General features: G+C 29.7%; 22 protein-coding genes, 2 pseudogenes and 2 riboswitches. Of the genes and pseudogenes, 21 read left to right on the forward strand and 3 right to left on the reverse strand.

The features are described 5' to 3' along the window. Positions 1-143 precede the first annotated feature (143 nt). The 12 genes and pseudogenes from AGR56_RS05040 to AGR56_RS05095 all read left to right on the forward strand — a co-directional run bounded on the left by AGR56_RS05040 (position 144) and on the right by AGR56_RS05095 (position 10,335). Entirely contained in the window at positions 144-527 is a 384-nt protein-coding gene (locus tag AGR56_RS05040) for a PilN domain-containing protein (RefSeq protein WP_053241365.1), read from the forward strand. Further along, positions 502-702 carry a type II secretion system protein GspM gene (locus AGR56_RS05045; protein ID WP_053241366.1) on the forward strand — a complete coding sequence of 67 codons (201 nt, stop codon included), beginning with the start codon at positions 502-504 and terminating at the stop codon, positions 700-702. Before AGR56_RS05040 ends, AGR56_RS05045 begins: the two co-directional genes overlap by 26 nt. Continuing rightward, on the forward strand, positions 699-1,151 hold the full coding sequence (gene pilO / locus AGR56_RS05050) for a type 4a pilus biogenesis protein PilO (protein ID WP_053241367.1): 453 nt from the start codon (positions 699-701) through the stop codon (positions 1,149-1,151). Before AGR56_RS05045 ends, pilO begins: the two co-directional genes overlap by 4 nt. A gap of 27 nt (positions 1,152-1,178) precedes the next feature. Continuing rightward, positions 1,179-1,772, forward strand: coding sequence for a prepilin-type N-terminal cleavage/methylation domain-containing protein (locus AGR56_RS05055; RefSeq protein WP_053241368.1), 594 nt, complete (start codon positions 1,179-1,181; stop codon positions 1,770-1,772). A gap of 4 nt (positions 1,773-1,776) precedes the next feature. Beyond that, positions 1,777-2,607: a prepilin-type N-terminal cleavage/methylation domain-containing protein gene (locus tag AGR56_RS05060; protein WP_084756875.1), complete on the forward strand. Its 831-nt coding sequence runs from the start codon at positions 1,777-1,779 to the stop codon at positions 2,605-2,607. 2 nt (positions 2,608-2,609) lie between these two features. After that, the gene (locus AGR56_RS05065; protein ID WP_053241370.1) at positions 2,610-4,118 is read left to right on the forward strand and encodes a pilus assembly PilX N-terminal domain-containing protein; all 1,509 of its coding nucleotides are present in this window, start codon (positions 2,610-2,612) and stop codon (positions 4,116-4,118) included. A 19-nt stretch (positions 4,119-4,137) separates the two neighbouring features. Further along, entirely contained in the window at positions 4,138-5,145 is a 1,008-nt protein-coding gene (locus AGR56_RS05070; protein WP_157055667.1) for a hypothetical protein, read from the forward strand. Next, positions 5,112-5,873, forward strand: a pseudogene (locus AGR56_RS05075) (DUF5057 domain-containing protein); the annotation flags it as partial. The gene AGR56_RS05070 and the pseudogene AGR56_RS05075, both read left to right, overlap by 34 nt. After that, the gene (locus AGR56_RS05080) at positions 5,870-6,340 is read left to right on the forward strand and encodes a hypothetical protein (protein ID WP_053241373.1); all 471 of its coding nucleotides are present in this window, start codon (positions 5,870-5,872) and stop codon (positions 6,338-6,340) included. The pseudogene AGR56_RS05075 and the gene AGR56_RS05080, both read left to right, overlap by 4 nt. Further along, complete coding sequence (locus AGR56_RS05085; protein WP_053241374.1) at positions 6,297-8,135, forward strand: hypothetical protein; 1,839 nt, start codon at positions 6,297-6,299, stop codon at positions 8,133-8,135. The genes AGR56_RS05080 and AGR56_RS05085 overlap by 44 nt, the downstream gene beginning before the upstream one ends. A 53-nt stretch (positions 8,136-8,188) precedes the next feature. Then, positions 8,189-8,290: riboswitch (purine riboswitch) on the forward strand. Between the two features lie 79 nt (positions 8,291-8,369). Then, positions 8,370-9,681, forward strand: a pseudogene (locus tag AGR56_RS05090) (nucleobase:cation symporter-2 family protein). Between the two features lie 84 nt (positions 9,682-9,765). After that, entirely contained in the window at positions 9,766-10,335 is a 570-nt protein-coding gene (locus AGR56_RS05095; RefSeq protein ID WP_053241375.1) for a xanthine phosphoribosyltransferase, read from the forward strand. 555 nt (positions 10,336-10,890) lie between these two features. Here the strand turns inward: AGR56_RS05095 and gltX are convergent. Next, the gene (gene gltX / locus AGR56_RS05100; RefSeq protein ID WP_053241376.1) at positions 10,891-12,354 is read right to left on the reverse strand and encodes a glutamate--tRNA ligase; all 1,464 of its coding nucleotides are present in this window, start codon (positions 12,352-12,354) and stop codon (positions 10,891-10,893) included. Positions 12,355-12,620: 266 nt separating this feature from the next. On the opposite strand from gltX, the gene AGR56_RS05105 reads away from it, so the two are divergent. After that, positions 12,621-13,244 (forward strand): DUF488 domain-containing protein, encoded by a 624-nt coding sequence (locus tag AGR56_RS05105; protein ID WP_053241377.1) that lies wholly within the window; start codon positions 12,621-12,623, stop codon positions 13,242-13,244. A 97-nt stretch (positions 13,245-13,341) separates the two neighbouring features. Further along, positions 13,342-14,364 carry an acetylxylan esterase gene (locus tag AGR56_RS05110; protein ID WP_053241378.1) on the forward strand — a complete coding sequence of 341 codons (1,023 nt, stop codon included), beginning with the start codon at positions 13,342-13,344 and terminating at the stop codon, positions 14,362-14,364. Positions 14,365-14,474: 110 nt separating this feature from the next. Here the strand turns inward: AGR56_RS05110 and AGR56_RS05115 are convergent, their stop codons facing one another. Then, entirely contained in the window at positions 14,475-15,779 is a 1,305-nt protein-coding gene (locus AGR56_RS05115) for a D-alanyl-D-alanine carboxypeptidase family protein (protein ID WP_231016072.1), read from the reverse strand. Positions 15,780-16,009: 230 nt separating this feature from the next. Next, positions 16,010-16,354, reverse strand: a complete 345-nt coding sequence (locus tag AGR56_RS05120; RefSeq protein ID WP_053241380.1) for a hypothetical protein — start codon at positions 16,352-16,354, stop codon at positions 16,010-16,012. A gap of 789 nt (positions 16,355-17,143) precedes the next feature. Beyond that, positions 17,144-17,410, forward strand: a riboswitch (cobalamin riboswitch). A gap of 337 nt (positions 17,411-17,747) precedes the next feature. Here AGR56_RS05120 and AGR56_RS05125 point away from each other — a divergent pair. The 7 genes from AGR56_RS05125 to AGR56_RS05150 all read left to right on the forward strand — a co-directional run bounded on the left by AGR56_RS05125 (position 17,748) and on the right by AGR56_RS05150 (position 23,965). Next, positions 17,748-18,608 carry an energy-coupling factor transporter transmembrane component T gene (locus AGR56_RS05125; protein ID WP_053241381.1) on the forward strand — a complete coding sequence of 287 codons (861 nt, stop codon included), beginning with the start codon at positions 17,748-17,750 and terminating at the stop codon, positions 18,606-18,608. 8 nt (positions 18,609-18,616) lie between these two features. Then, complete coding sequence (locus AGR56_RS05130; protein ID WP_053243281.1) at positions 18,617-20,242, forward strand: energy-coupling factor transporter ATPase; 1,626 nt, start codon at positions 18,617-18,619, stop codon at positions 20,240-20,242. A gap of 156 nt (positions 20,243-20,398) precedes the next feature. Then, a complete protein-coding gene (locus AGR56_RS21390; RefSeq protein WP_242851318.1) occupies positions 20,399-20,587 on the forward strand; it encodes a hypothetical protein in 189 nt (62 codons plus the stop codon). Positions 20,588-20,613: 26 nt separating this feature from the next. Continuing rightward, positions 20,614-20,943 (forward strand): hypothetical protein, encoded by a 330-nt coding sequence (locus tag AGR56_RS21395; RefSeq protein ID WP_242851319.1) that lies wholly within the window; start codon positions 20,614-20,616, stop codon positions 20,941-20,943. Then, complete coding sequence (locus AGR56_RS05140) at positions 20,940-22,925, forward strand: DUF4430 domain-containing protein (RefSeq protein ID WP_053241382.1); 1,986 nt, start codon at positions 20,940-20,942, stop codon at positions 22,923-22,925. Before AGR56_RS21395 ends, AGR56_RS05140 begins: the two co-directional genes overlap by 4 nt. Next, positions 22,922-23,602, forward strand: a complete 681-nt coding sequence (locus AGR56_RS05145) for a DUF4430 domain-containing protein (protein WP_053241383.1) — start codon at positions 22,922-22,924, stop codon at positions 23,600-23,602. Before AGR56_RS05140 ends, AGR56_RS05145 begins: the two co-directional genes overlap by 4 nt. Before the next feature lie 144 nt (positions 23,603-23,746). Then, positions 23,747-23,965 (forward strand): hypothetical protein, encoded by a 219-nt coding sequence (locus AGR56_RS05150; protein ID WP_053241384.1) that lies wholly within the window; start codon positions 23,747-23,749, stop codon positions 23,963-23,965. The last annotated feature ends 16 nt before the right edge of the window (positions 23,966-23,981 follow it).

Genomic DNA, 23,981 nt, shown 5'->3' on the forward strand with positions numbered 1-23,981 from the left:
TTATAAATTCTAGTTCTGTTAAAGTAACTTCAGTAGTTTTAATAATCGCATTTATTGTAGCCTGCGCAATTCCAATTATTATAGCTCATAATTATTCTAATAAAGAAGAAAGTGCTAAGTATGAAGTTAAGGAACTTAATAATTTGCAGGCTCAGCATGATTTATTAACAAAAAAAATTTCTAAATATAAGTCTAGAATTGAAATTGTAGATAAACTTACTAAGAATAAGGTGATGCTTAATCAAAAGATTGAAGATATAAGTAAAGGTGTCTCATCAGATATCAAATTTGATTCTATAAGTTTTGACGATAAAGAAGGAATAACGATAGTAGGAGAAACTTCTAATAGTAAGGCACCAGCTGCTTGGGTTGCAAATCTTCAAATGGCATATAATTATGCAAATGCAAGACTTACAAATGTAACAAATTTACAAGATGATAATTCAAATTCAAGTTCAAATAATGGTTATAAGTTTACTGTAAACTTAGGAGATGGTTTAGATGCAAAAAATAACACAAAGAGATAAAAAAATATTAATGGTTTTGGCGGTAATTGCCGTATTAGCAGTGTATTTCCAATTTGTATTTTTTCCATCATTAAGATCTATAAGTCAAAGTAAAAGTGCTATAAATGATTTAAAGTTAAAGGAAGATCAGATGGAGACAGTTAGATTACAAAATATAAGCATGAAAAAAACTTGAAAAAAGTTACTGATGAATATGATGCCTCTCAAAGCAAGCTGCCAGTAAATGAGAGAAATCCTGAGATTGAATATGATATACAGAGTATAGCAACAAGTAGTAAGGTTGTTGTTTCAAGTTTAACTTTTGATGGACCCCAATTATATACAGGATTAAATAGCAGCAAGAACAAAGGAACGAATGATCAAAGATCATCCCAAAATAATGGAGATTTAATGCAAATACCTGTAAGTATAAGTGTGACTGGTGATACCAAAGAAAGCGTTATGGCATTTTTAAAAGGTATTGAATCAACAAATAGAATTTCAAAAGTAGATAATGCAAATATAGTTTCAAATGAAAATAGCAAAGAAAATCAAAATTTTACTCTTAGTATAACTGCAAATTATTTTTATATTGTCAGCAAAGATAAAAGTAATATTCAGTATGATTTTAGTTCTGAAAATTAAAAATTTGTTTTTCTGAGGTGTGTATTAATGATAAATGTAAAGCATAAAGGATTTTCATTAATAGAAGTTTTAGCAGCAATAGCCATATTTGCAGTAGCATCTTCTAGCATAGTTCTTGCAATAGATTTTTCAGCAAAAGTTTATAGAGAAGAAAATATAAAGTTTTCTACGTATTCTGCCGCAAATGATTTGGTTCAGCAGCTTAAGGCAAAGGAAGTTAGCAATGAAACAAGTGATGATTTTAAAAATAATAGGAAGCTTATTAATTTAGAAGATGTGTATGAAATTGATGGTGATAAAAGTATAGAAACCAAGAATTATATTATTTATTTTAATTATGAGGAGTTGAAAGATACTCTAAAAGATGCCAGTTCATTTATAAACGTGGCGGATAGTGTTAATTCTAATTTCTCTGATGTTATTAAATATGATGAAAAGAAGGCTTCTGGAAAAAGGTATGCAGCTTATATAACGATAACCAAGGATGTTAATCAAAAGGTTAATAAGGGTAATGTTGATGTTGGATGGTTTTATAATGTCTATAATACAGGTGTAACAGTATGGGATATGAATGCAGGGGCTGGTTCTATGGCAAAGGCAAGCACTAGTGTAAGTAGGTGATAGCATGAAAATGAAACATAGGGGATTTACTTTAATAGAGGTTATGGCGGTTGTAGCAATGATGGCTATTTTTTCACTTGGAGTATTTTATTTCGAAAGTGGAAGCTTTAAAATATACAGTTATGAAAAAGAAGAAGCTGATTTGCAGTTTGATTGTAAAACGGCAGTTACGGAAATATCTCAGGATATAAAAAAGGCAAAACAAAGTGAGTATTCAGTAATATCAAATTTTTCAAATGATGATAGATTTTCTACATTATTTAATAGACTTGAAGGTAATTATGAACCGATTGTTTATATAGAAGGAATGGATGGAACCAATTGCATTTATGCCAAAAAGACTGATGTTTCAAGCAATATAAGTATTGTAAGATTTGAAATTAATTCAAATAGTCCTTTTTCATTGCATAAAGATGAAAATGGAAAGGTGGAGAGTGGAAGAAGAATACTGGATTATAAAGAAGATTTCAAGGAAGAGGATTATCCACAGCAATTAAGCCATAATGAAATTGAGCACTTAAATATTCCTGAAAATTGGAGTTGTAAATTTGTCTATGAACAAAATGGAAAATTTAATCTTGTATACAACATCAAAGGCGACAGTGATACTTTCGAGGTACCGCTTGATGAAAAGGCAAGTTCTATAAGTTTACTACAAGGAAGCAGCGGAAAAGTTGTGGCTAAAAATGTAAATGAATTTTCTGTGGAAGCTACTGATGGATATAAAAATAATGCTTATAATATTACAATATCACTTCAGGGTAAAAAATATCCAAGCATTAAAAAAAGTTATGCTATGTGTGTTTCAAAAATAAAATATGAGGGGGATGATTAGCAGTGCATAGGAGTAAAAAAGGTGGATTTGCTCTCATATATGTAATATGTGTAATTGTAATTTTAAGTGCACTAACTCTTTCTGCTTTAGTGCTGCTATCTACTAATAGAATTTCAAGTGCACACATAGATAGGGTAAACAAAGCACAGTTAGCTGCAGAAACAGGAATAGATAAAGGAATTTCAAAACTTAAAACAGAAATAGCACAACAAAACAATTGGACGAAATATCTTGATTTTGAAAAAGATCCTAGTAAAGGACATATTTATTCTGATTCTGATATTGAAAGCATAAATAAAGAGCTGGAAAGCAATGCTCCAAATGTGACTATTGATAATGTAGATTCACATTATGATAGCGTGACGGGAACAAATAAAAAGTGTATAAAAATAACATCTACAGGGAAATATCAATCAGTAACTAAAACTATAGAGGCATATATAGATGAACAAAATATTTCTAATATATACTTTGATAGATTGTTTGATAACCCTTTGACTAGTACAGACTATGATAGTTCCGATAAATTTACATTTAATGATTCTGCAACTGGCGGAGCGCCAGCAGGAAATAATAATTTTACAGTTGTAAAGAGTGCAAAAGAAAATTCGGATGGAAAACCAGAAGAAAAGTGGGATTTAATTGCGTATAAAGAGAACAATCCTAAAACAACTGATTTGGAAAGTATTGTATCTAAAATGTATGATTATATTGAAGATAGAATTAAGAATGGAGATCCTAATTGGGGTGCAACTAAGGAAGAGATAGAAAAAAGCTGGATACCAACATCTCAAAATGATAGATATATGAAAATGTTAGAAGCTGCAAAGGGTTCGGCCGATTATAATAAGATTAAAAATTACAACTTGGATGACTATATTAAAATTGTAGATAAAGATGGTGAGAATGACTTTGAAAAAATGCTTCAATATTCAACCTTTTATAAAGTTATATTTATTAATGGAGATATAAAAGCAAGTAATATAAAGAGACCTTTGGTGAATTATGTAATATATTGTAATGGTGATATTGATTTTGGTTCTCCATCAGAAGAAAATAAAATTAGGTTTTGGAACTGCAATATTTATGCAAGCACTATAACTATAGGAGGTGTACACTATAAAATAAGCAAAAGTGAAGACACTAATTTTACTGATTCAAATAAGGATATTGCTTATTATGATAGAACACAAGGAAAAGTTGTATTTAGGAGTAATGGAGAAGATCTTAATCCTCAACCAAATGTTGAAATAATAGGTGTAACTTCAAATGAATCTAAAAAATCAATACTTAAATATATTATGAATTATGATGATGACCCTGAGCCGTATGTAAGATTAGAAGGTTATTATAATATTTCTAATCAGCATGCAGAAGCGGTTTTTCCAAGTACTGCAGTAGGTCAATTTAGTCAGCCGGATATGGTTGCTATAAACGATTTTCTTTTAAAAAATATTAATGAATATGCTTATGGTCTTAAATTTAGAATCATAGATTGGAAAGAAAAGTAAATTTATGTGGGGTGAAGCAATGAATAAGTATATAAAGAAAATGCTTAGTTTAGTGCTTATATTAGTTTTTGTACTAGCACAGATGAATTTAAATATAAATGTGAAAAATGTAAAGGCAGCAGATAACAATGATGCAGCTAAGTTAAAGATACTTGAAATAGAACCAGGGGATGAGTATGTTTTAAGCAAAAACATGTTTTCAAATAATGTTGATATTACACAAATGCCTATGTCAGAATTCATAGGCAAAATAGATAAAGTAAACGGAATGTATGATATTGTGTATGTTGGGAATAAAACCCACACAAAATATGTTACAACCTATAGTGGAAATAAAGTATCAGGTAAAAATGCATATGCAATTAAGTACAGTAAAGTTGGTACAAAAGCTCCAAAAACAGGTGTCGATTTTGGTGAAAGCAATCAGAATGACCCTGGTCATGTAGAATATTATAGCGAAAATGATATTACGGATAAAAAAGCCAAAGAACTTAAGGAATACATAGAATCAGGACAGTTGTTTTTGTTTGACAGTTCAATATTCAAGGATGAAGAACTTGATGGATCAAAGCTGTGGAATAATCTAAAAAACTATCAGAATATGCCTAATTTTAAAGCTGTGGATTCAAATTTAACTTCAAGCTTAATAACGAATTATTATAACAATTCTAACAAAAGACCTATTGTTACAATAAAAAGTTCTCCACTCCCCTATACTGGTGATTTGAAAAATTATAATCCGGACAGAAATATGAATTTTGTATTTGATATAAGTGGTGACACTTCTCATACTTTTACTACTAAGTTATATTGTGATATGAATGGGGACGGGCTTTTTAAGGATTATGAAAGTTATGCATCGGTAAATAAACAGACAGGTGGGGCTAACCTGCAATTGAGTTATATGGTGCCTGACTATTTTGTTGGCTTAATGCATGGAAGCTTGAGGTTACGGATGATGTTACGAATGTCAAAAGTTATCAGTATGGATATACACTTTATAAAAGCGATAATGTGGTCCCAATAAGAGTACTGCAGATATATCCTAAAGGTAATTCATTGGATTTGACACAAGATTTAACAAAGGTTCAATTACAACAACAAGGATACTATAATGTTCAAATAACTAAAAAGAGTTGTGATGAGTTTAATAAATACAATGATAAAGAATATCAGTCAACCTATAATGAGGCTTTAAATGATTATAATACCGCATTAAATAATTACAACAAATACGGAAGGTATGGTGGTTCATGGTGGAATCCAATAGATTATCTTGAAGTACTTAATGATGCCAAAGCTAATCTAAATGAAGTAAAAAATTCAATGCTATCTCTTAATGGAAATTATGATATGGTCATAATTGGATTTGCAGATATGTATGGAAAATCTAGTTTTACTGAAAATGCGACGGATGCTATAATTGATTTTATAAAGACTGGTCAAAGCGTTATGTTTACACATGATACTCTTTCTGCTTATTTAAGTCCTGAGAAAAAGAATATGTATGGATTCCAATTTAATAAAAAGCTTAGGGACTATTTAGGACAAAGTAGATATGTAGATGAAAATAATCCTAATGAAACTGATTATGATGGAAGTGAAATTCCTCATGATAGCTATCCAGATGCTGATGGAATACCATCATATGGTTTTACAACAGATATGATATTATCTCATAATGATTATAATAATGAAAAACCTAAATCTTGGGGGCTCATGATTATTTTGATCACAAACAGGCGGCTAAAGTGAATGACGGAGTTTTTTCTGAATATCCATATGTTTTAGGCAGAAATAACGTTAATCCTAACACTTTAAATATATCTCAAACGCATCATCAATATTTTCAGCTTAATTTAGAGGATGAAGATGTTGTGCCATGGTATGATTTAAGTGGGGTAATAAATACTGGTGGAAGTGCAGGAAATGTAAATGACCCTAGAAATTATTATTACACTTATTCTAAAGGCAATATAACTTATTCAGGTACAGGTCATAGCTCTCCTAGGGATAGTCAAGATGAGCAGGAAATGTTCTTAAATACCATTGTTAAAGCTGCTAGGACGGCAAATCATGCACCTACTGTAAATGTGTTTAATTTAAACGAGGGACAATTGGTATCAAAAAGTCAAAATTCACTTGATTTTAGTTTTATGGCACAGGATTCAGATCAAAATGATGAAAAAAAAAGATGCATTGAGAAGAAATATTTATATTAATGATAAATTGGTAGATGAGAATGGTAACGGTATAAGTGATTATAAAACAATGACTTCTGGAGATGAAGTAAAGGTATCTATACCGAAGGATAAATTAAAAGAATTAGCTGGAACAAATGCAGATGTATCAATTAAAATTGAAGTTTTGGATACTCAAAATGCAAAAGGAGAAAAAACTATTAATTTTAAATACGTAGATGAACCAACTCTTAGTGCAAGTGTATCTGGGCTTAAAAATGGATATTTAGTAGGCGATACTGCAGAGACAAGTCTTAGCATAAATGCTATAAATTCTACTAGCGCAATTACAGATACAATGTTTCTTAGTGATAATAATGCTGCAGCATTACAAAATGATGGGCTATCTTTAAATTGTATAAATACTGCAAATGGCAGTAATGCTGATGTAGTAGAAAGCTCGGATCTAAATTTAAAGGATATTAATTTTAAGTCAGGAAATATCGATAATCCAAACACACCAAAAAACTTTACCCTTAAGCTTAACAGTGAAGGAAGTTATAAAGTTGAAAATTTATTTAAATACAATTTCTTAAATCTCGATAGCAAAGTTCAGAAGAATTATGAATATGACTACAACCTTAATGTTAAAGAGGGAGACATTTACGTAAAGTGTGTTGATAGCTCTGGAAGGGTATTTACTCCATCAGTTAAAATTAACATTACAAGACCGAATAGTGAGGTCGTGAGTCAAAATACAGATAATACGGGGCAAACACAGTTTTTAAAGGAGGCTTCCGGTAGTTATAAAGTATCTGTAGACAATACCACTGGATATAGTTTAGTTGGTAGTAGCACTCAAGATATAAATTTATCTTATGATAATCCTAAACCAACTGTCATATTTGAATTTCAAACTTTGACGGCGCCAGATATACAATTAAGTCCTGCTCCTAACACGAATGGATGGAATAATACGAATGTTACTGCTACTTTAGTGAAACCTGCTAATTTCCCTGATAGTTTACAAAAGATTCAGTACAAAATAGATGATGGGGATTGGACTGATTATATAGAACCAGTTGTTATGCGAGATGATGGAAAACATGAAATTGCGGCAAAAACTGTTGATAAAATTACTTTAGGCGAGAGCGCTATAAATCAAAAGGAGGTTAAAATAGATAAGATAAAACCTCCAAAGCCTCAGATAACAAACAAGGATGGAAACATTTCTATAAAAGAGGCGAACATTTTAATAGAATTTGGAAATGACGGAGAAAATGGGTCTGGTATTGACAAGAGAGAGTATAGCTTGGATGGAGTAAATTGGACGGAAGGTGCTTCTGAAAACACAAGCATTAAAGTTACAAATAGTTGCACTGTATATGCAAGAGAAGAAGATAAAGCAGGAAATTACTCTGATACTGCTGAACTTGAAGTAAATATCATAAATATAACAAACAACGATATTGAATTAGAAGGTTTGACTTTTAATACTATACCTGAAGGGGGAAGTGTTGATTTTATAGTAAAGGTTAAAATAGGAACAGATGAAAAAGGAGAACCAATATATTCATCAAAAGATGATAATGTAAAAGTTGTAGTAAAATCAGATGATGGTAATATAATAAAAGTGGCAAATAATAGCAAAAACATTAGCGATTCAGATCAAAGTAAAAGTGATGTTATAGCTGGAGCTGATGTGTTAACTGCATTTGGAATTGATGGAGCGGGAGGCAAGAATACTAATATAACTGTTACTTTGGAGAAAGATGATAGCATAAGTATTACTAAAAATATAAAAGTAATTAAAAAAGAAAGTGGTCTTCTATATTAAATTTAAAATTGAATTAAAAATATAAACAATAGTTGATAAAATATGATATAATTTTTATTGTGATTTTTTAAACTCGTATATAATCGGTAATATGGTCCGAAAGTTTCTACCTGCTAACCTTAAATGGGCAGACTACGAGGTGTTTTTGAATTATTGTGCTATTGTTTTCAAAAATACTTCATATATTTATGAGGTATTTTTTGCATACAATAATAAAATGTAAGGGAGAAAAAGATGGAGACACAAAAAGAAAATGAAAAACAAATTGAATTAGCTTATGAAGTAGACGATAAACCAAAGTTATTATCTCAAATTTTATTGGGATTTCAGCATATTTTTGCTGCTTTTGGTGGTATCATAGTAGTACCAATAATTATAGCAGCTGCACTAAAACTTGATGTAAAAACATCTACAGCCTTGATAAGCGCTGCAATTTTAATGGCCGGAATTGCTACCTTTATACAATCTAAAGGTATAGGACCTATTGGAGCACGTGTAGCATGTATTATGGGAACAGATATAACATTTGTTGCGCCTGCTGCAGTGGTAGGTAAAAAATTTGGTTTAGCAGGTATATTTGGAGCTACCATATTAGGAGCTTTTTTAGTAATAATTTTAAGTTTTTTTATTAAGTATATAATGAAGCTATTTCCGGAAAATTGTAACAGGTATTGTAGTTTGCTTAATAGGGCTTACTCTTTTACCAGTTTCAATAGATTGGGCAGCAGGAGGCTCTGGAGCGCATGATTATGGAAGCTTAAGAAATATAAGCATAGCGCTAGTTGTTACTTTAATAACACTGCTATTAAATCATTATGGAAAAGGACTTTTTAGCAGTGCATCAATTTTAATAGGAATGGCAGTAGGATATGTGATTTGCATTTGCCTTGGCATGGTTGATTTTTCATCGGTATCTAAGGCAAACATAATATCTCTTCCACAGGTTTTTGGTCATGGTATAAAATTTAACTTAGATGTGCTTTTGCCTTTTATTCCAGCTTACTGTGTGTCTGTTATAAGCACTGTTGGAAACTTAAGGGCTATTAATGAGATTTCTGGTATTAAAGAGGACGATAGTAGAATTTCTAAAGGAATACTTTCAGATGGAGTTGGAAGTGTGCTTGCAGGTGTATTTGGAGCAATGCCGAACACCTCATTTAGTCAAAATGTAGGTCTTATACCCCTTACAAAGGTTGCAAGTAGATTTGTAACTATGACAGCTGGAATACTTCTTGTTATACTAGGCTTATTTCCTAAATTTGCAGCAATTATAAATGTAATGCCTCAGCCAGTACTTGGAGGAGTTGGAATTGTTATGTTCGGAACAGTAGCTGCTGCTGGAATTCAGACTTTAAGTAATGTAAAACTAGATAATAGAAACATACTTATAATAGCAACTTCAATTGGATTAGGGTTAGGAGTAACTTTTAGACCAGAGATTTTATCGAATCTTCCAGAAAGTTTAAAAATGATTTTTTCGTCTGGAATTTCAACTGGAACAATTGTTGCACTTATACTAAATCTTATACTAAAAGAGAAAAAGTAAGATATGTTTTAAGTAAGCATAAAAATTAACTTTTATGCTTATTTAAAACAAAACCTAAAAATAAAATATACGAGGTGTTTAAATATGGAAGAACTACGTAAAAAGATTTTAGAAGAAGGACATGCACTTAATGAGTCAGTATTAAAGGTAGATTCTTTTTTGAATCATAAAGTTGATCCTAAATTGATGTATGAAATAGGGACATATTTTAAAAAATATTTTGAAAATAAAGGAATTACGAAGGTTTTTACTATTGAAAGTTCAGGTATAGCTCCAGCAGTTATGACTGCAATGCAAATGAATATACCTATGGTTATACTAAAAAAGCAAACATCAAAAGTATTAAAGGATGATTTTTATCAAACTACTGTACATTCCTTTACTAAGGGTTCAGATTATGAACTTACTTTGTCAAAAAAGTATATATCAAAAGAAGATAATGTGCTTATAATTGATGATTTCTTAGCCAATGGAGAAGCTTCTTTAGGTGCAATACGTTTGGTAGAAGAATGTGGGGCAAAGGTTTCTGGGATAGGAATTGTTATTGAAAAGTCATTTCAACCTGGACGTAAAACATTGGAAAAAAGAGGATATGATGTTTATTCTCTTGCACGTATAAAAAAGCTTGGAAAAGATTTAATTGAATTTAAATAAAAATGCGAAATAACAATGCTTTGTCACATTAAAAAATCCTATAAATCTAAGGTAAAAAAATCATAAAATACTAAGATATTTCAATAACTCGCTATCGCTCAGACAGATTGAAATATCTAAGTGTTTTATGATTTTTTTACCAAGATTTATTAGTATTTTTTTAAATCGTTCCTTCAGCATTGTTATTTCGCTCTCACGGTAGTGCAAGGAAAAAATTCCTCCGTGCCTACGGAATTTTAGGTATGAATTCTTGTAATCACTTAAATTTTTATAATATATTCTCTGAAATAGACTAGTACAATTTCATCAAAATACGTTTACAGTGTATTTTTCGTAAAGAAACGGAGAAAAATCTACCTTGATTTTCGTCAGCACAGCGAAGTAACAACATTGAAGGAATAGTTTAAATAAAATTCTATAAATCTTAGTGGCAAATTGTTAAAAGCTTTAGAAATTTCAATTTGTTTGAGTCAAAGACGAGTTATTGAAACCTCTTAAGCTTTTAACAATTTGACGCTTAGATTTATTAATTTTATTTAATATTCCAAAATGTTGTTACTTGCCATTTTTTAATTTTTCAATACCAATTTTTATTCTTTTTATGGATTCTTCTTTGCCAATTATATCTGCAATTTCAAAAGCGCCACCTGGTGTGAATTTTTTACCTGAAAGAGCTGTTCTTAAAGGCCATAATATTAAACCATTTTTTACACCTAATTCTTTAATAAATCCCATTACCGTAGTTTGAATGGATTCCAAATTCCAGTTCTTTAATTCTTCAAGAATAGGGAGAGATTTTAAAAGTCCATCTAAAGAGTTTTCAGTGTTTGTTTTCATTTTTTTATGAGTGTACATTTCTATATCATATTCAGGAAGTTCATCAAAGAAATCTACCATGTCTGGAATTTCACTGAATACTTCAACTCTAGTGTGAAGTAGTTCACTTATTTCATTTAAATTTATGTTTTCCTTTTTTATAACTTTTTTGTAATATGGTAAAGCAAGTTCATGGAACTCCTCTAAGGAAAGCTTTCTTATATATTCTCCGTTCATCCACTTAAGTTTTACAGGGTCAAAAACAGCAGGAGATTTGTTTATATGTTTATAATCAAATACCTTTATCATATCGGAAAGAGATAGTATTTCATTTTCTCCTTCAGGATTCCAACCTAAAAGTGCTATGTAATTTAAAACAGCTTCTTTTAGATAACCTTTTGCAAGTAAATCTTCAAAAGATGCATCGCCATTTCTTTTACTTAATTTGCTGTGAGCATCCTTCATTATTGGTGGGCAGTGAACGTATATAGGAACTTCCCATCCAAAGGCTTCATATAATCTGTTGTATTTTGGAGCAGAAGATAAGTATTCATTTCCTCTAACTACATGAGTTATTCCCATTAGATGGTCATCGACAACATTTGCAAAATTATATGTAGGGAATCCATCAGATTTTATTAAAATCATGTCGTCAAGTTCAGAATTGTCAACGGAAATTCTTCCATAAATAACGTCATCAAAACTTGTAGTACCTTCTGTTGGATTGTTTTGTCTTATAACGTAAGGAACTCCTGCATCAAGCTTTTCTTGAATTTCTTCTTTAGATAAATGCATGCAGTGTTTATCATACTTAAAAGGTCTTTTTAGTGCTTCTGAATTTGTCTTTAAAATGTCAAGTCTTTCCTTACTACAGAAACAATAGTAAGCTTCACCTTTTTCAATCAATTTCTTTGCATATTCAAGGTAAAGTCCTTTTCTTTCACTTTGGATATATGGACCTACCGGACCACCTATATCAGGACCTTCATCGTGCTTTAAACCAGTTGTTTTAAGGGTGTTATAAATTACATCTACAGCACCTTCAACGTATCTTTCCTGATCTGTATCCTCAATTCTTAATATAAATTTACCATCTTCATGTTTTGCAATTAAATAAGTATATAAAGCAGTTCGTAAATTTCCAATGTGCATATAACCGGTAGGGCTAGGTGCAAATCTTGTTCTTACTTCTTTTGCAACCATTAAAAAATCACTCCTATTTTTATTAATAATAAACGCCTCCCATCCAAAGGGACGAAAGGCTTCATAAAATGCTAATCTAATAATATAATATAACGTATTTTATGTCAAGATTATGTATGAGAAATCATATAAAATTACGGCATTGACAGTCTTTTTTTATTTGACTACAATTATAATGAAATGTTAACAGAAAGCTTTTTATTAATTTTAAGTTTAAGTTTCGTAGTGGTTTATCCATAATTAAAAGATTAAGGAAAGATGATTATATGATAAATTTATGTTATACAATAGGGTATGATAAAAGAGAATTAAAAGATTTTAGTGAGATTTTAAAAGAATACGGAATTAATTGTGTGGTAGATATAAGAGCTATGAGAAATGATATAAGTGGTGTATACAATGGGGACAATATTAAAAACTTTCTCAACAAGCTTGGAATTTATTATATACCTATGGGAAAGGAATTTGATTTAAGAAATTATGAGTTTGACGGCAATGACTTTGAAAAAGTACGTTCAAATGAAAAATTTATAAATGGAATACTTAGGATAGAAAATGGAATTAGAAAAGGCTTTAAAATTGTAGTTATGGGTATAGAGAAAGAGCCTATTTGCTGCAATAGAGGCGTAATTATAGCTTATGTACTTAAGAATAGAGGAATAAGACTAGAGCATATAATTAATAAAGAAAGTTTAAAAAATCAAAGTGATGTTGAGGAAGAACTTTTGAAATTATATGGTGTTAAGCTCATAAAAAAAAAAGTTGCAGAGTTATCCATAAAAAGTATTAAAAATAATGTAGATCTAGATATGGATGAGAGAGACTTTAAAAATGAAATGGTTGAGGAAGCTTATAGAGTGAGAAATGCCGAGTTGAACAAAAATATATAAAATAAAAATAGTTTTCATTTTCCTAAATTATTGCAAAATATGAAAATTAATTTTATAATTATTATGACGATAACGTTTACGTTTGGGAGGGATAATTGTGAAGTTTAATCATGTGTCAGAGTATGAAAAATGTGAAAATTTGAAGTTAACTCCTGAAGAATTTAAGAAACTTATAGGTTATAATGAAGTGAAATTGGACAATGAAATTGAGCTGCTTTCAAAAGAAGAATTTGATAAGTACACAATAAAATTAATTAGGTATAAAGTTAATGTAAATGAAAGAGTGGAGGCATACGCGCTTATTCCTAAAAATATAAAAAATAAGGTGCCGGGGATTTTAGCTATACATGGAAATAAAAATGATGAGGATTATAAGTTTGGAAAAAGTACTGCTGCTGGAATATGCAAAAACGATGAACTAAATTATGGGCTTGAACTTTGTCTAAATGGATATGTTGTTATATGTCCTGATAGATTTCCTTATGAAAGTAGAAGCTTTGAAAAATCTAATTTATATGATGATTTTATGAAAAAAAATTCTATAGGTAGAAAAGCAAATGTAAGCGAGAACTATAGGATATTTAGATGTAATGAGCTTTTGTATAGCGGATGTACTGAAATGGCTAATGAAATGTTTGAAATGAAAAGAGCAATTGATATTCTGCAAAGTTTCGAGGAGGTGAATAGTGAAAAAATAGGTATAATTGGATCTGAAGAAGGCGGATTATTTGCAATATTGACTATGTTTTTAGACAAAAGGATAAAGGTTGGGTGCTGTAATTACAATATGTATTTTACTACCAACTTGTATAATGATAATAATGTGAAATTTATTAAAGGGTTTGATATGTGCATTTCTATTCCTGGGTTAAAAGAGTATGCTGCTGAATATGACATACTTTCAGGTATTGCACCAAGGCCTTTTATTTTTACCCAAAATAGTAAAAATGACTTTGAATTATCTTTTGAAAAAATAAATAGCAAAGTTAGAGAAAGATATTTAGATATGAGGGTACCTAATAAATACAGCAGCATAGTGTTTAACAGCGAAAGTTCGTTCCCACAGGATATTAGAGAAAAATGCTATTACTTTATAGATAAATGGATTAAGAACAAGTAAAATATATAGAATTATATGTTTATTCTATATAAAAGTTAAAAGCTGCTCCAAATATTTTAGTCAACCTAAATATTTGGAGCAGCTTTAATTTTAACGCGTTGTTTTAAAGATTAAAAGTATGATTTTTTGCTTCTTGATCTTTTAGCTATTTTGTAAATTATAGTAATTAAAATTCCAATTACTGCGATTATGCAAAGTAAGCTAAATCCATATAAAAGCTTGTTAGCAGCTAATAAATCCTTTGTAGAAATGGATGAATATAATTTATAAGTTTTGGTGATTCCTCTTTCACTAAGAGTTACTGATCCAACTGCGCTATTCGAATTTAGCTTCCAAGGATCTATGCTGGAAACGCTTTGCTTAAGTGACTTTTCGCTGTCGTTTAGCTGGTTTTTATAATAAATTATGTTTTTATTTAAAGTTAAGTTAATATTAGCTGTTTTTTCAGGTCCGAAAAATTTAAAAAGTTTGTAAGATACCTTTATTGAACTATAAGGGGTATTTTTATTATAAAGTGTTGTAGGTAAACTCTCATAGCTGTAATTTATTAAATTCTCCATGTCTTTAAATACTTGAAGATCTTGACTATCATACACGGATTTCATTACTACACCTATTATTCTTTTGCCGTTCCTATTATATAATGCTATAAGACATTTGCCAGCATTTGAAGTTGAACCTGTCTTACCGCCTATACAAGTTTTATCATAAACTGGCTGTTTAGGGTCTATTATTTTATTTGTGTTTGTTATTGGAAATTTTACTTTGTCTTCAGTAAATACAGTTGATTTTTGTTTTGAAATAGTGTCATATATCCACTTATTTTCAAAGGCTACTTTAGCAAGTCTACTCATATCATAAGCAGTGCTGTAATGATTATCATCATGAAGGCCATTTGGAGTAACAAAATGTGTATTTTTTAATCCAAGAGCTTGTACTTCTTTGTTCATAATGGATGAAAAGTTGTTTTTTGTTTCATCAGTGGAATCATTTGTTTTTCCTAATAAGTTTGACGCAATAACATATGCCATATCATTTCCAGAGTAAATTAAAAGTCCCTGCATAACGCTATCGGCAGAAATTTTTTCTCCTACATTTAAAGGATGAATATTTTTGTTGAGTGAAAATTCTGGCTGCTCTTTTGCACTATTTGAATAAGTTAATATATCAGTAGGCTTTTTATTTTTAGCGAGTAAAAGAGCAGTTAATAGTTTGGTAGTACTTGCTGGATAAATTTTATTATCTGAATTTTTAGAATAAATTACCTCGCCAGTATCTGCATCAATTGAGATAGCAGTTTTTCCAACTATGTTTGGCTCCGAAGAGGTGGGTGCAGCAGCAAATGCAGTTGAAGATATAGAAAATAATAATGTAAAACTTATTAAGGTAGATAAAAATTTGTGTTTCAATGTCATCGCTCCATTTATTTAAGTATTTAAAATTATATAAAAAGTATATCATAATGGAAGTAGTAAAAAACATTGTTTCAAAAATATAATAAAATTATAGCTTTTGAAACAATAATTCTAAAAGTGCATAAATCTCGTAATATAATATCAACATTTTTTAAATATAGCTAAGAGTGATAAAAAGCTTTGTTTTAAATAAGTGTAAAGCCAATACTTATTTAAAACAAAGCTTAGAATTATTCCGCACTTTTGTTTTTTACATTTACGAAAAGCAATGAGATCGCAATTAAAGCGACATATGCGAATACATAATAAGCTGGAAGCAAACCAGCAGTAGATAAAAACTTTAAATATATAAATAGTATTAAAGAAACAACGGTCCAAAATATGGATATGTATGATAACATATTATTTTTTTGACGCCAAGACATAGGATCCTTCATAGTACCTAAAATTTTATCTCTGGATTTATTTCCGGGAGAAGTTTTTGTAACTAACGATTTAAAATATATTGAAAATAAAATTCCAATTAAAGCTATTCCTAAGAACCAATATGATAAAGATATAGTTGTAACATTCATGAAAATCGCTCCTTATAGTAAAGTGAATAAAATATGATTTTGTTTACTTTACTATAAGTTTATCCTTAAACTAGAAAATTATACTCTATTTTTATTGGTGTGAACCTTTATATTTTTAAATTTATTGAACAATCTTATACACTTTATATATTGATACTCTATATATGGATTTTCATTTTTAGGCAAATCTTTTTCTACATCATCTTTTGGGATGGTTATGTTGATTAGCTGATTTTTATGCTTAAATTTAACTACATAAACATCTTCAGAATCATAACCTATTTCTACAAATCCAAGTGAAAGTGATTTTTCTGAAACTTTTTTCGATAGAAATAATTTCAGAGCGTATAACTGGGCTTTTACTTATTCTATATAGTATTGAATTTTTTATATATGTTAATATTTTATATATAATTAGCCCTAACAAACTTACAAATATATACATTGTAACAATATTTTTTTGGGGACTAAGTATACTATATGTTCAAAAGATGATGTACTTAAAAGAGCATAAAGAATGGCTGGTGCAATTATGATACAAATGAGTAAAGTTAAAATTATGTTTAGTATTTTATTTTTCATAATATCATCTCCATATAATACTTTATAGTAAAATTATAAAATAAAAATAAAATTTTTAAAGCATAAATTTATATTAGCTGTGAACTAAAGAGTAGTACTTGAACAATTTTGGTGTTTTAAATGTTTAAGTAAACTCACTATATACATATTTGAAAAAAAAAATATATATGGTAACATAAACTTAATATTTAATATTAGCTTTAATATAAGGGAATGTGGTATATGCCACAGCAGCCCCCGCTACTGTAATCATAGACGAATGATTTGTAGGTATATGGTGGAACCACCGTAAAACTAATCTATTTATGTTCTAAAATCCTAATTTTTAAGGAATTATGTACATATATAGATTTTACTTGAGCTGGTTTCAATGAGTATATCTTTAACGCCACTCATTTTTAAGGTGATTTCTATAGTAATTATCTTAATTTGGGGAAGGTAAATCATGAGGATGAAGTGAAAGCCAGGATATCTTATATTAAAGATAAACTACTTGAAACTTGAAAATTAATTTGTACCAAAATGCTACCTTTTTAGCATTTTGGCATAAATTGACTTTAGCGGTTGAAATTGTTTATCTATAAAGGAAAACAATGAGAAGCTTAATTTATACATCGTGAAAATATTGAATTATCAGCGATATATATAAGTTAATAGTTGAGTTGTTTTTCCCATTATGGCAATTCCACCTTCGGAGGGAAGGTTAAGGTTTTTATGAGAAATAGCTGTGAGCAGCTTTTGTTGTATTATGAACCTTAGGGTTCTTTTGTTTTTTTTGTTAATATATTTTTAATAATTAAAGGTGGTAAATTTGGAGAAAATTCATGTTATTAGTCCTGTTAATTTGTGTTTGGTACTGCTTATAATAACTTTTTTAGAAGATAATCCACTTATAATATTTTGTATATTTGTTTTTATAATAATAGGTTTTATTAGAAATCATGAAATTTTAAAATTAAAAAATGGATTTATATATTTCGTACCACTAGCGGCCATAAATATAATAATAAATATGCTTTTTGTATCTAAAGGAAGTTTTGTATTTTTAAGCATTTTTGGAAGATATTTTACTCTAGAATCAGTTATTTATGCTTTTACACTTACCTTTAAGCTTTTAGTAGTAATATACATATTTATATTCTTAGGCATTCTTATAGATTCAGATGCAGCAGTGTCATACTTTTTAAGTAAAATGCCTAAAACGACTTTAGCTATGATGATTGGTATTAAGTTTTTTCCTGCAATGAAAGAAAGATTAAAAAGCATAAAAATGATATATAAAGTTAGAGGCGTTGAATTTGAAAGTGGAAATTTAAAAGACAAAGTAAAAAGCAATATGGAAATACTATCAGTGCTTTTGGAGGACTCCTTAGAGACTTTTTTTAATATAGCTGAAACTTCATATGTAAGAGGATTTTTAAGTGGAAGAAGAACTATGTATGAAAAGCAAAAGTTTCATAAAAAGGATTATATATTAATGATTATATATTCAAGTTATTTAACATGTTTTATTGTAGTACACTTGTTAAAGCTAGATAAATTTGATATATATTCTCAAGGTATAAATAAAAGTTCATTTTTAAATTCATCTGTCTATGTATTTGCAGTTATGACCTTATTAAGCTTAATCTTAGCAGGCAAAAAATTGAAATTAAGCAGAGTGGAGAGTTGAGAAAAGATATGTCTTACATAAAAGTGGAAAATTTAAATTATTCCTATCCTGACGAAAAAAATAAAAGCATTTGTGACATAAATCTTGAAATTGATAATGGGGAAATACTTCTTCTTTGTGGAAAATCAGGGTCTGGAAAGTCAACTCTTGGGAGATGTTTCACAGGTGCAGTTCCAAATTTTTATGGAGGGACAATAGGAGGAAATATAATAATAAACGGAAAGAGATTAAACGAACTTTCTGAAAGGGAAAGGGCCTCTTATGTAACAATGGTATTTCAAGATCCTGAAAAACAAATTTTAATGGATAGAGTATTTAGAGAAATAGCTTTTGGACCTGAAAATGTTGGGGTAGAAAGCAAAGTTATAAAAAGAAGAGTAATTGAAACCATGCAGTTTTGTAATATATTACATTTAAGAGATAGGCTTATAAATACACTTTCTGGAGGAGAAAAACAAAAGGTAGCAGTAGCATCGGCTTTAGCATATATGCCTAAGATTATTGTATTTGATGAGCCAACCTCGCAGCTGGATCCAGAAGCTTCAGATGAAATTGTAAATCTCATAAAAAAAATTAACAGTGAACTTGGCATTACAGTTGTTTTAATAGAGCAAAGAATAGATAGATGTTTTGATGCTGCAGATAAAATAGCTGTTATGAAGGATGGAAGAATAGTTTTTTATGGAGATAAAGTGAAAATGTACAGTGATAATTTAAATGAGGTGAAAAGTTTTTTGCCATCATATTTAAAGGCTTCTAAAATTTTAGGAAGAAAAAAAATGCCACAAAGTTTTAAAAGCCTTAGAAAGAGTTTAAGTAAATCTGAAGTTTCCATAACTAATTTAGATGAGCAAAAAATCAATTCAGTGCGAGAAGACTGTGCTATTGAGATGAGAAAAGTGACCTGCAAATATGGAGATATTGCGGCAAATAACAATATTGACTTAAATATAAAAAGTGGAAGCTTTAATGCAATTATAGGTTCTAATGGTGCAGGAAAAAGTACGTTGGTTAAGGCGATTATGGGTTTTGTAAATTATAATGGGAACATAAAAATATTAGGACATGAAGTAAAAAAATTAAAATTTAAAGATATAGGAATTAAAATTGGTTATGTATCACAAAACCCAAATGATTATTTATCAAAGGATACGGTTTATGATGAGTTAAAATTTACATTAAACAATTATAGAATAAATGATGACAACTTAATAGACCATACTTTAAAAGAACTTGATATATATAAGCTTAAATCAAAAAATCCTAGAGATTTAAGCGGAGGAGAAAAACAAAGGGCAGCTATTGCCTCAGTGCTTGTACTTAAACCAGAAATTTTAATATTGGATGAACCTACAAGGGGACTTGATGAAGAAGGAAAGTATAAGCTGGGCAGCATCCTTAAAACTTTAAATAACAATGGATCTACTATAATTATGATTACGCATGATTTGGATTTTGCAGCTAGGTTTTGTAGTAATTTTATTTTAATGTTTGATGGAAAGGTAATCAGCAGCGGTAGTAAATATGATGTACTTAAAGATGGAATATACTATACAACAAACATAAATAAGCTGTTTAGGGATGTGGAGCCAAATGTTTTTGTCATTGAGGACATAAAAGGAGATGCATTATAATGAAAAGATTGCTTTCTTTTTTGATGATGATGTTTGTTCTTTTTCTTATGGCAATAGCATTTAAGTATGGAGGAGAAAATTATTTTCCTTTAATAATTACTTTGATAGTTTTTTGTATTGTCATTATTTCATATTTTTATTTTGAAAAAAAGTTATATGGGCACAAAGGAAATAGCGCTTATTGGAGGGATTTCTGCCTTTGCAGCTGCTTCTAGGGTTGTATTGGCAGCTATACCAAATGTTCAGCCTGTAACTTTTATTGTGGCACTTTCAGGAATTGTTTTTGGCTCTTTTGAGGGGTTCCTCATTGGAAGTACTACAGCTTCATATCTAATATATTTTTAGGCCAAGGACCATGGACACCATGGCAGATGTTTTCATGGGGGATTGTGGGATATCTATCTGGTATTATTGGTAAAAAGGATAAAAAATTATCTGTTGAACTATTTTCTGTGATATGTTTTTTATATGGATTTATGTTTGATTGGATAATGGATTTATGGCATGTCCTAGGTTTCATAAGGCCTATAAATATAAAAACTGTATTTTTGGCTTACGCATCTGGAATTACCTTTGATGTAATGCATGCAGTAGGTAATTTTGTATTTTGTATTGTGTTTTATGATAAATTTTATAAAATACTTCTTAGATTTAAGAAGAAAATGAAAGTAACATATATAAAAGAGGGGGAAAAGACATGAAATTAAAAAAAATTATGGGTAAGTGTATTTGCTGCTTACTAAGTTTTATTATTATCTTTGCATATGCGCTAAGTGCTTCACCTTTAATTGCAAAGGCTGATGTAACAACAATAAAGGTTGTTGTTGATGGTACTCAGGGTCAAATTGCAAGTGGTGTAACTGAGCAACATAATGCATTAGAAGCTATGAAAGATGTTTTAGATAGTAAAGGAATAAAATATAGCGTTCCTGATGGACAGTATGGAAAATTTATAGATAGCATAGGCGATTTAAAAACCAATGATGTTCAAAAAGGTTCAGGGTGGATGTATGCAATTAAAAAATCAGATGGAACTTACGTTAGTCCTAATAATTCTATTAATAACACAAATTTAGATAGTATGGATGAGCTTTTGGTGTACTTTTCACTTTGGGGAACTACTTATCTTGCAAATGATATAGAGTTTTCAACAAAACAAGCGAATAAACCTGTTACTATTTCAATTAACAATAAAAGTTTAGACTGGAATACAAACCAAACTGTTACTACTCCAATTGAAAATATAACTGCAAAAGTTATCAGCGAAAATGGAGATGAAGTGCCAGTTTCCTTAGATAAAAATACAATAAATATAAGTGGTGGGCTTAAGGAAGGAAATTACTATTTGGACTTAAGCGATTATAGTAATACTTCAATACCTAAAGTTGCAGCAGATAGATTTGAATTTAATATTACAAAAGAAGATACCACGAGTAACGGAAATGGGCAAGGCAACACACAAAATGGCAATGGTGATAATAACAGTAATAGCAACTTTAATATCGAAAATGAAATGAAGCTTACAGAAAATGTAGTAAAGAATTACACTGATGAGTGGGCTGCACTAGATTTTTATAAAACTGGAATGCAGGGCAGCATAAATAAGCAATTTATAACGGATGCCTTAAATAACATAAATAAAAATGGAATATCAAAATATTATAATACTCAAATTGAAAAGCTAATAATAGGATTAACAGCAGCAGGATATACACCATATAACTTTGCAGGAATAAACTTAGTATCTGAACTTTATAATAGAAATATAGATGATTTTCTCGTCAATGATGCTATTTATGGGCTAATGGCGTATAACTTTGCCAATATAAACGATGAAAATTATAAAATAAAAAAAGATACACTTAAAAATTATATACTTCAAAATGCTATAAAAGATGATAATGGAAATGTTGTAGGCTGGTCTTATGATGCTTCAACTAAAACTGCAGATGCAGATATGACAGGAGCTACTATTTCTGCTTTATCTACTTATTATAATTCTGGCGATAAGGAAGTTATTTCGGCTGTAGATTCAGCTATTAAACATTTAAATGACATTGAAAACGACAGTGGGTATATACCTGGAACTTATGGAGATTCAAGTGAAACAAATGCTTTTGCTATAATAGGCCTTTTATCGGTAAATGTTGATCCATATGGTACCACTAAAATTTCAAGTGGAGAAGTTAATTTTCAAAAGCCAAAAGGGAATTTAGTTAGTGCTCTTCTTTCATATAAAACTTCAGATGGACATTATAAGCACAATCTTCAAGATGAAGAAGGAAATGACTTTTCAACTGAGGAAGCATTTAGAGCTCTTTTTTCACTTAATGAATTTAGTAAAAGCAAAGGTGTCTATAATTATTATGAAAGTAACATAAATGCTGCTCAATTACCAGTGTATAATGTAGCAATTAGTTCAGGGGCAAGCAACACTAATACTAATGTAAATAATTCTAAAAATGTAAGTGAAAATCAAGTGTTAAAAGGAAGTACAGATTTTAGAGGAACACTTCCTAAAACAGGATATTTCTTTGATTTCAAGTTGCTATTTATAATGGGAATAGCTCTTATGGCAATAGGTTTTTGTATAATAGGTATACTGCAGAAAAGGGCATATATACTAATTCAAATTAAAAAAATTATAGGATATATTTCTAAGGGGAGAAAGGGATCATATTGAAGAAAAAGATAGTTTTAAGTATTTCAATAATAGTTTTATCTTTAGTTTTAATTTTAGGTGGCAATGCGTTAAGAAATAATTTGGAAGATAACAAGCCTAATAATATTTCTAAAAAGATTACAGCTGTAAATAAAGCCAAGGAAAAACAAGTAAAAAGTACTCCGGTTAAGGATGTTTCACAAATAGAAACAAAAACGTCAAGTGATGAAAAGGATACAAAGGAAAAACAAAGTACTGATAATAGTAAAGAAACTGCTGTAAGTAATAAGTCAAGTGCTGTAAATAAGAGCAGTAATACTAGTAATAAAAGTGTAAGTAGTAGTAATAGTAATACTGGTGTATCGTCACCAATTTCACCTAAGCCGAGTGAAGAGCCTAATCTCACTGTAGTAGATGCTTTGAATAACAAGACAATTCTTTCGACATATGTTGATGTAAATGGAAAAACTGTTGGAGAAGTTACGTTAGATGCATTGAGGTCAAAGGGAATACCAGTTGAAAGCACAGGTTCAGGATATGCTTTATATATTTCATCGATATCTGGAATAAGGGAAAGAGAGCATGGAAAAAATAGTGGGTGGATATATTTTGTAAATAGAAATTCACCACAAGTTGGCTGCGGTGGTTATAAACTTAAGCAAGGTGATAAAATTGAATGGAAATATTCATCAAATTAAAGAGGGTTTATGCCCTCTTTAATTTTTACTATTAAATAGTTTTCTAAAAATTAAGAAAATACTTTAATTTTGATTTGTATGGCTGTATAATGTAATAAATAAAATTAATTTCTATTTTTGGATTAGCAATAGGGGGTATGTGCTATGGATGATTGTCCATTTTTAACCACAACTGAGGAAAAGGTGGAATGTTTTAGGGAATGTGTTTTTTTTAAAGAAAAGGGTAATCATAATTTATGTCCCTTTAAAAGGTTAGAATCAAGTAAAAACACTTCAGCAGGTTTATACGAGTATGTTTCAATGAAAGATGATGAAAATGATATAATTGAACATTATAAAAAATACATTGGTGCCAATTTTTAATAATTAGGAATATATA

Source organism: Clostridium sp. DMHC 10, from assembly GCF_001270375.1.
Classification (GTDB): Bacteria; Bacillota; Clostridia; order Clostridiales; family Clostridiaceae; genus Clostridium_S; species Clostridium_S guangxiense.

Bases quoted from the DNA above. Each gene is read 5' to 3' on its own strand.
- AGR56_RS05045 (WP_053241366.1), top strand. From the start codon at position 502: ATGCAAAAAATAACACAAAGAGATAAAAAAATATTAATGGTTTTGGCG.
- AGR56_RS05085 (WP_053241374.1), top strand. From the start codon at position 6,297: ATGATGAAAAAAAAAGATGCATTGAGAAGAAATATTTATATTAATGAT.
- gltX (WP_053241376.1), bottom strand. From the start codon at position 12,354: ATGGTTGCAAAAGAAGTAAGAACAAGATTTGCACCTAGCCCTACCGGT.
- AGR56_RS21390 (WP_242851318.1), top strand. From the start codon at position 20,399: ATGGGCACAAAGGAAATAGCGCTTATTGGAGGGATTTCTGCCTTTGCA.
- AGR56_RS05115 (WP_231016072.1), bottom strand. From the start codon at position 15,779: ATGACATTGAAACACAAATTTTTATCTACCTTAATAAGTTTTACATTA.
- AGR56_RS05120 (WP_053241380.1), bottom strand. From the start codon at position 16,354: ATGAATGTTACAACTATATCTTTATCATATTGGTTCTTAGGAATAGCT.
- AGR56_RS05150 (WP_053241384.1), top strand. From the start codon at position 23,747: ATGGATGATTGTCCATTTTTAACCACAACTGAGGAAAAGGTGGAATGT.
- AGR56_RS05070 (WP_157055667.1), top strand. From the start codon at position 4,138: ATGAATAAGTATATAAAGAAAATGCTTAGTTTAGTGCTTATATTAGTT.
- AGR56_RS05130 (WP_053243281.1), top strand. From the start codon at position 18,617: ATGTCTTACATAAAAGTGGAAAATTTAAATTATTCCTATCCTGACGAA.
- AGR56_RS05055 (WP_053241368.1), top strand. From the start codon at position 1,179: ATGATAAATGTAAAGCATAAAGGATTTTCATTAATAGAAGTTTTAGCA.
- AGR56_RS05095 (WP_053241375.1), top strand. From the start codon at position 9,766: ATGGAAGAACTACGTAAAAAGATTTTAGAAGAAGGACATGCACTTAAT.
- AGR56_RS05060 (WP_084756875.1), top strand. From the start codon at position 1,777: ATGAAAATGAAACATAGGGGATTTACTTTAATAGAGGTTATGGCGGTT.
- AGR56_RS05140 (WP_053241382.1), top strand. From the start codon at position 20,940: ATGAAATTAAAAAAAATTATGGGTAAGTGTATTTGCTGCTTACTAAGT.
- AGR56_RS05105 (WP_053241377.1), top strand. From the start codon at position 12,621: ATGATAAATTTATGTTATACAATAGGGTATGATAAAAGAGAATTAAAA.
- AGR56_RS21395 (WP_242851319.1), top strand. From the start codon at position 20,614: ATGTTTTCATGGGGGATTGTGGGATATCTATCTGGTATTATTGGTAAA.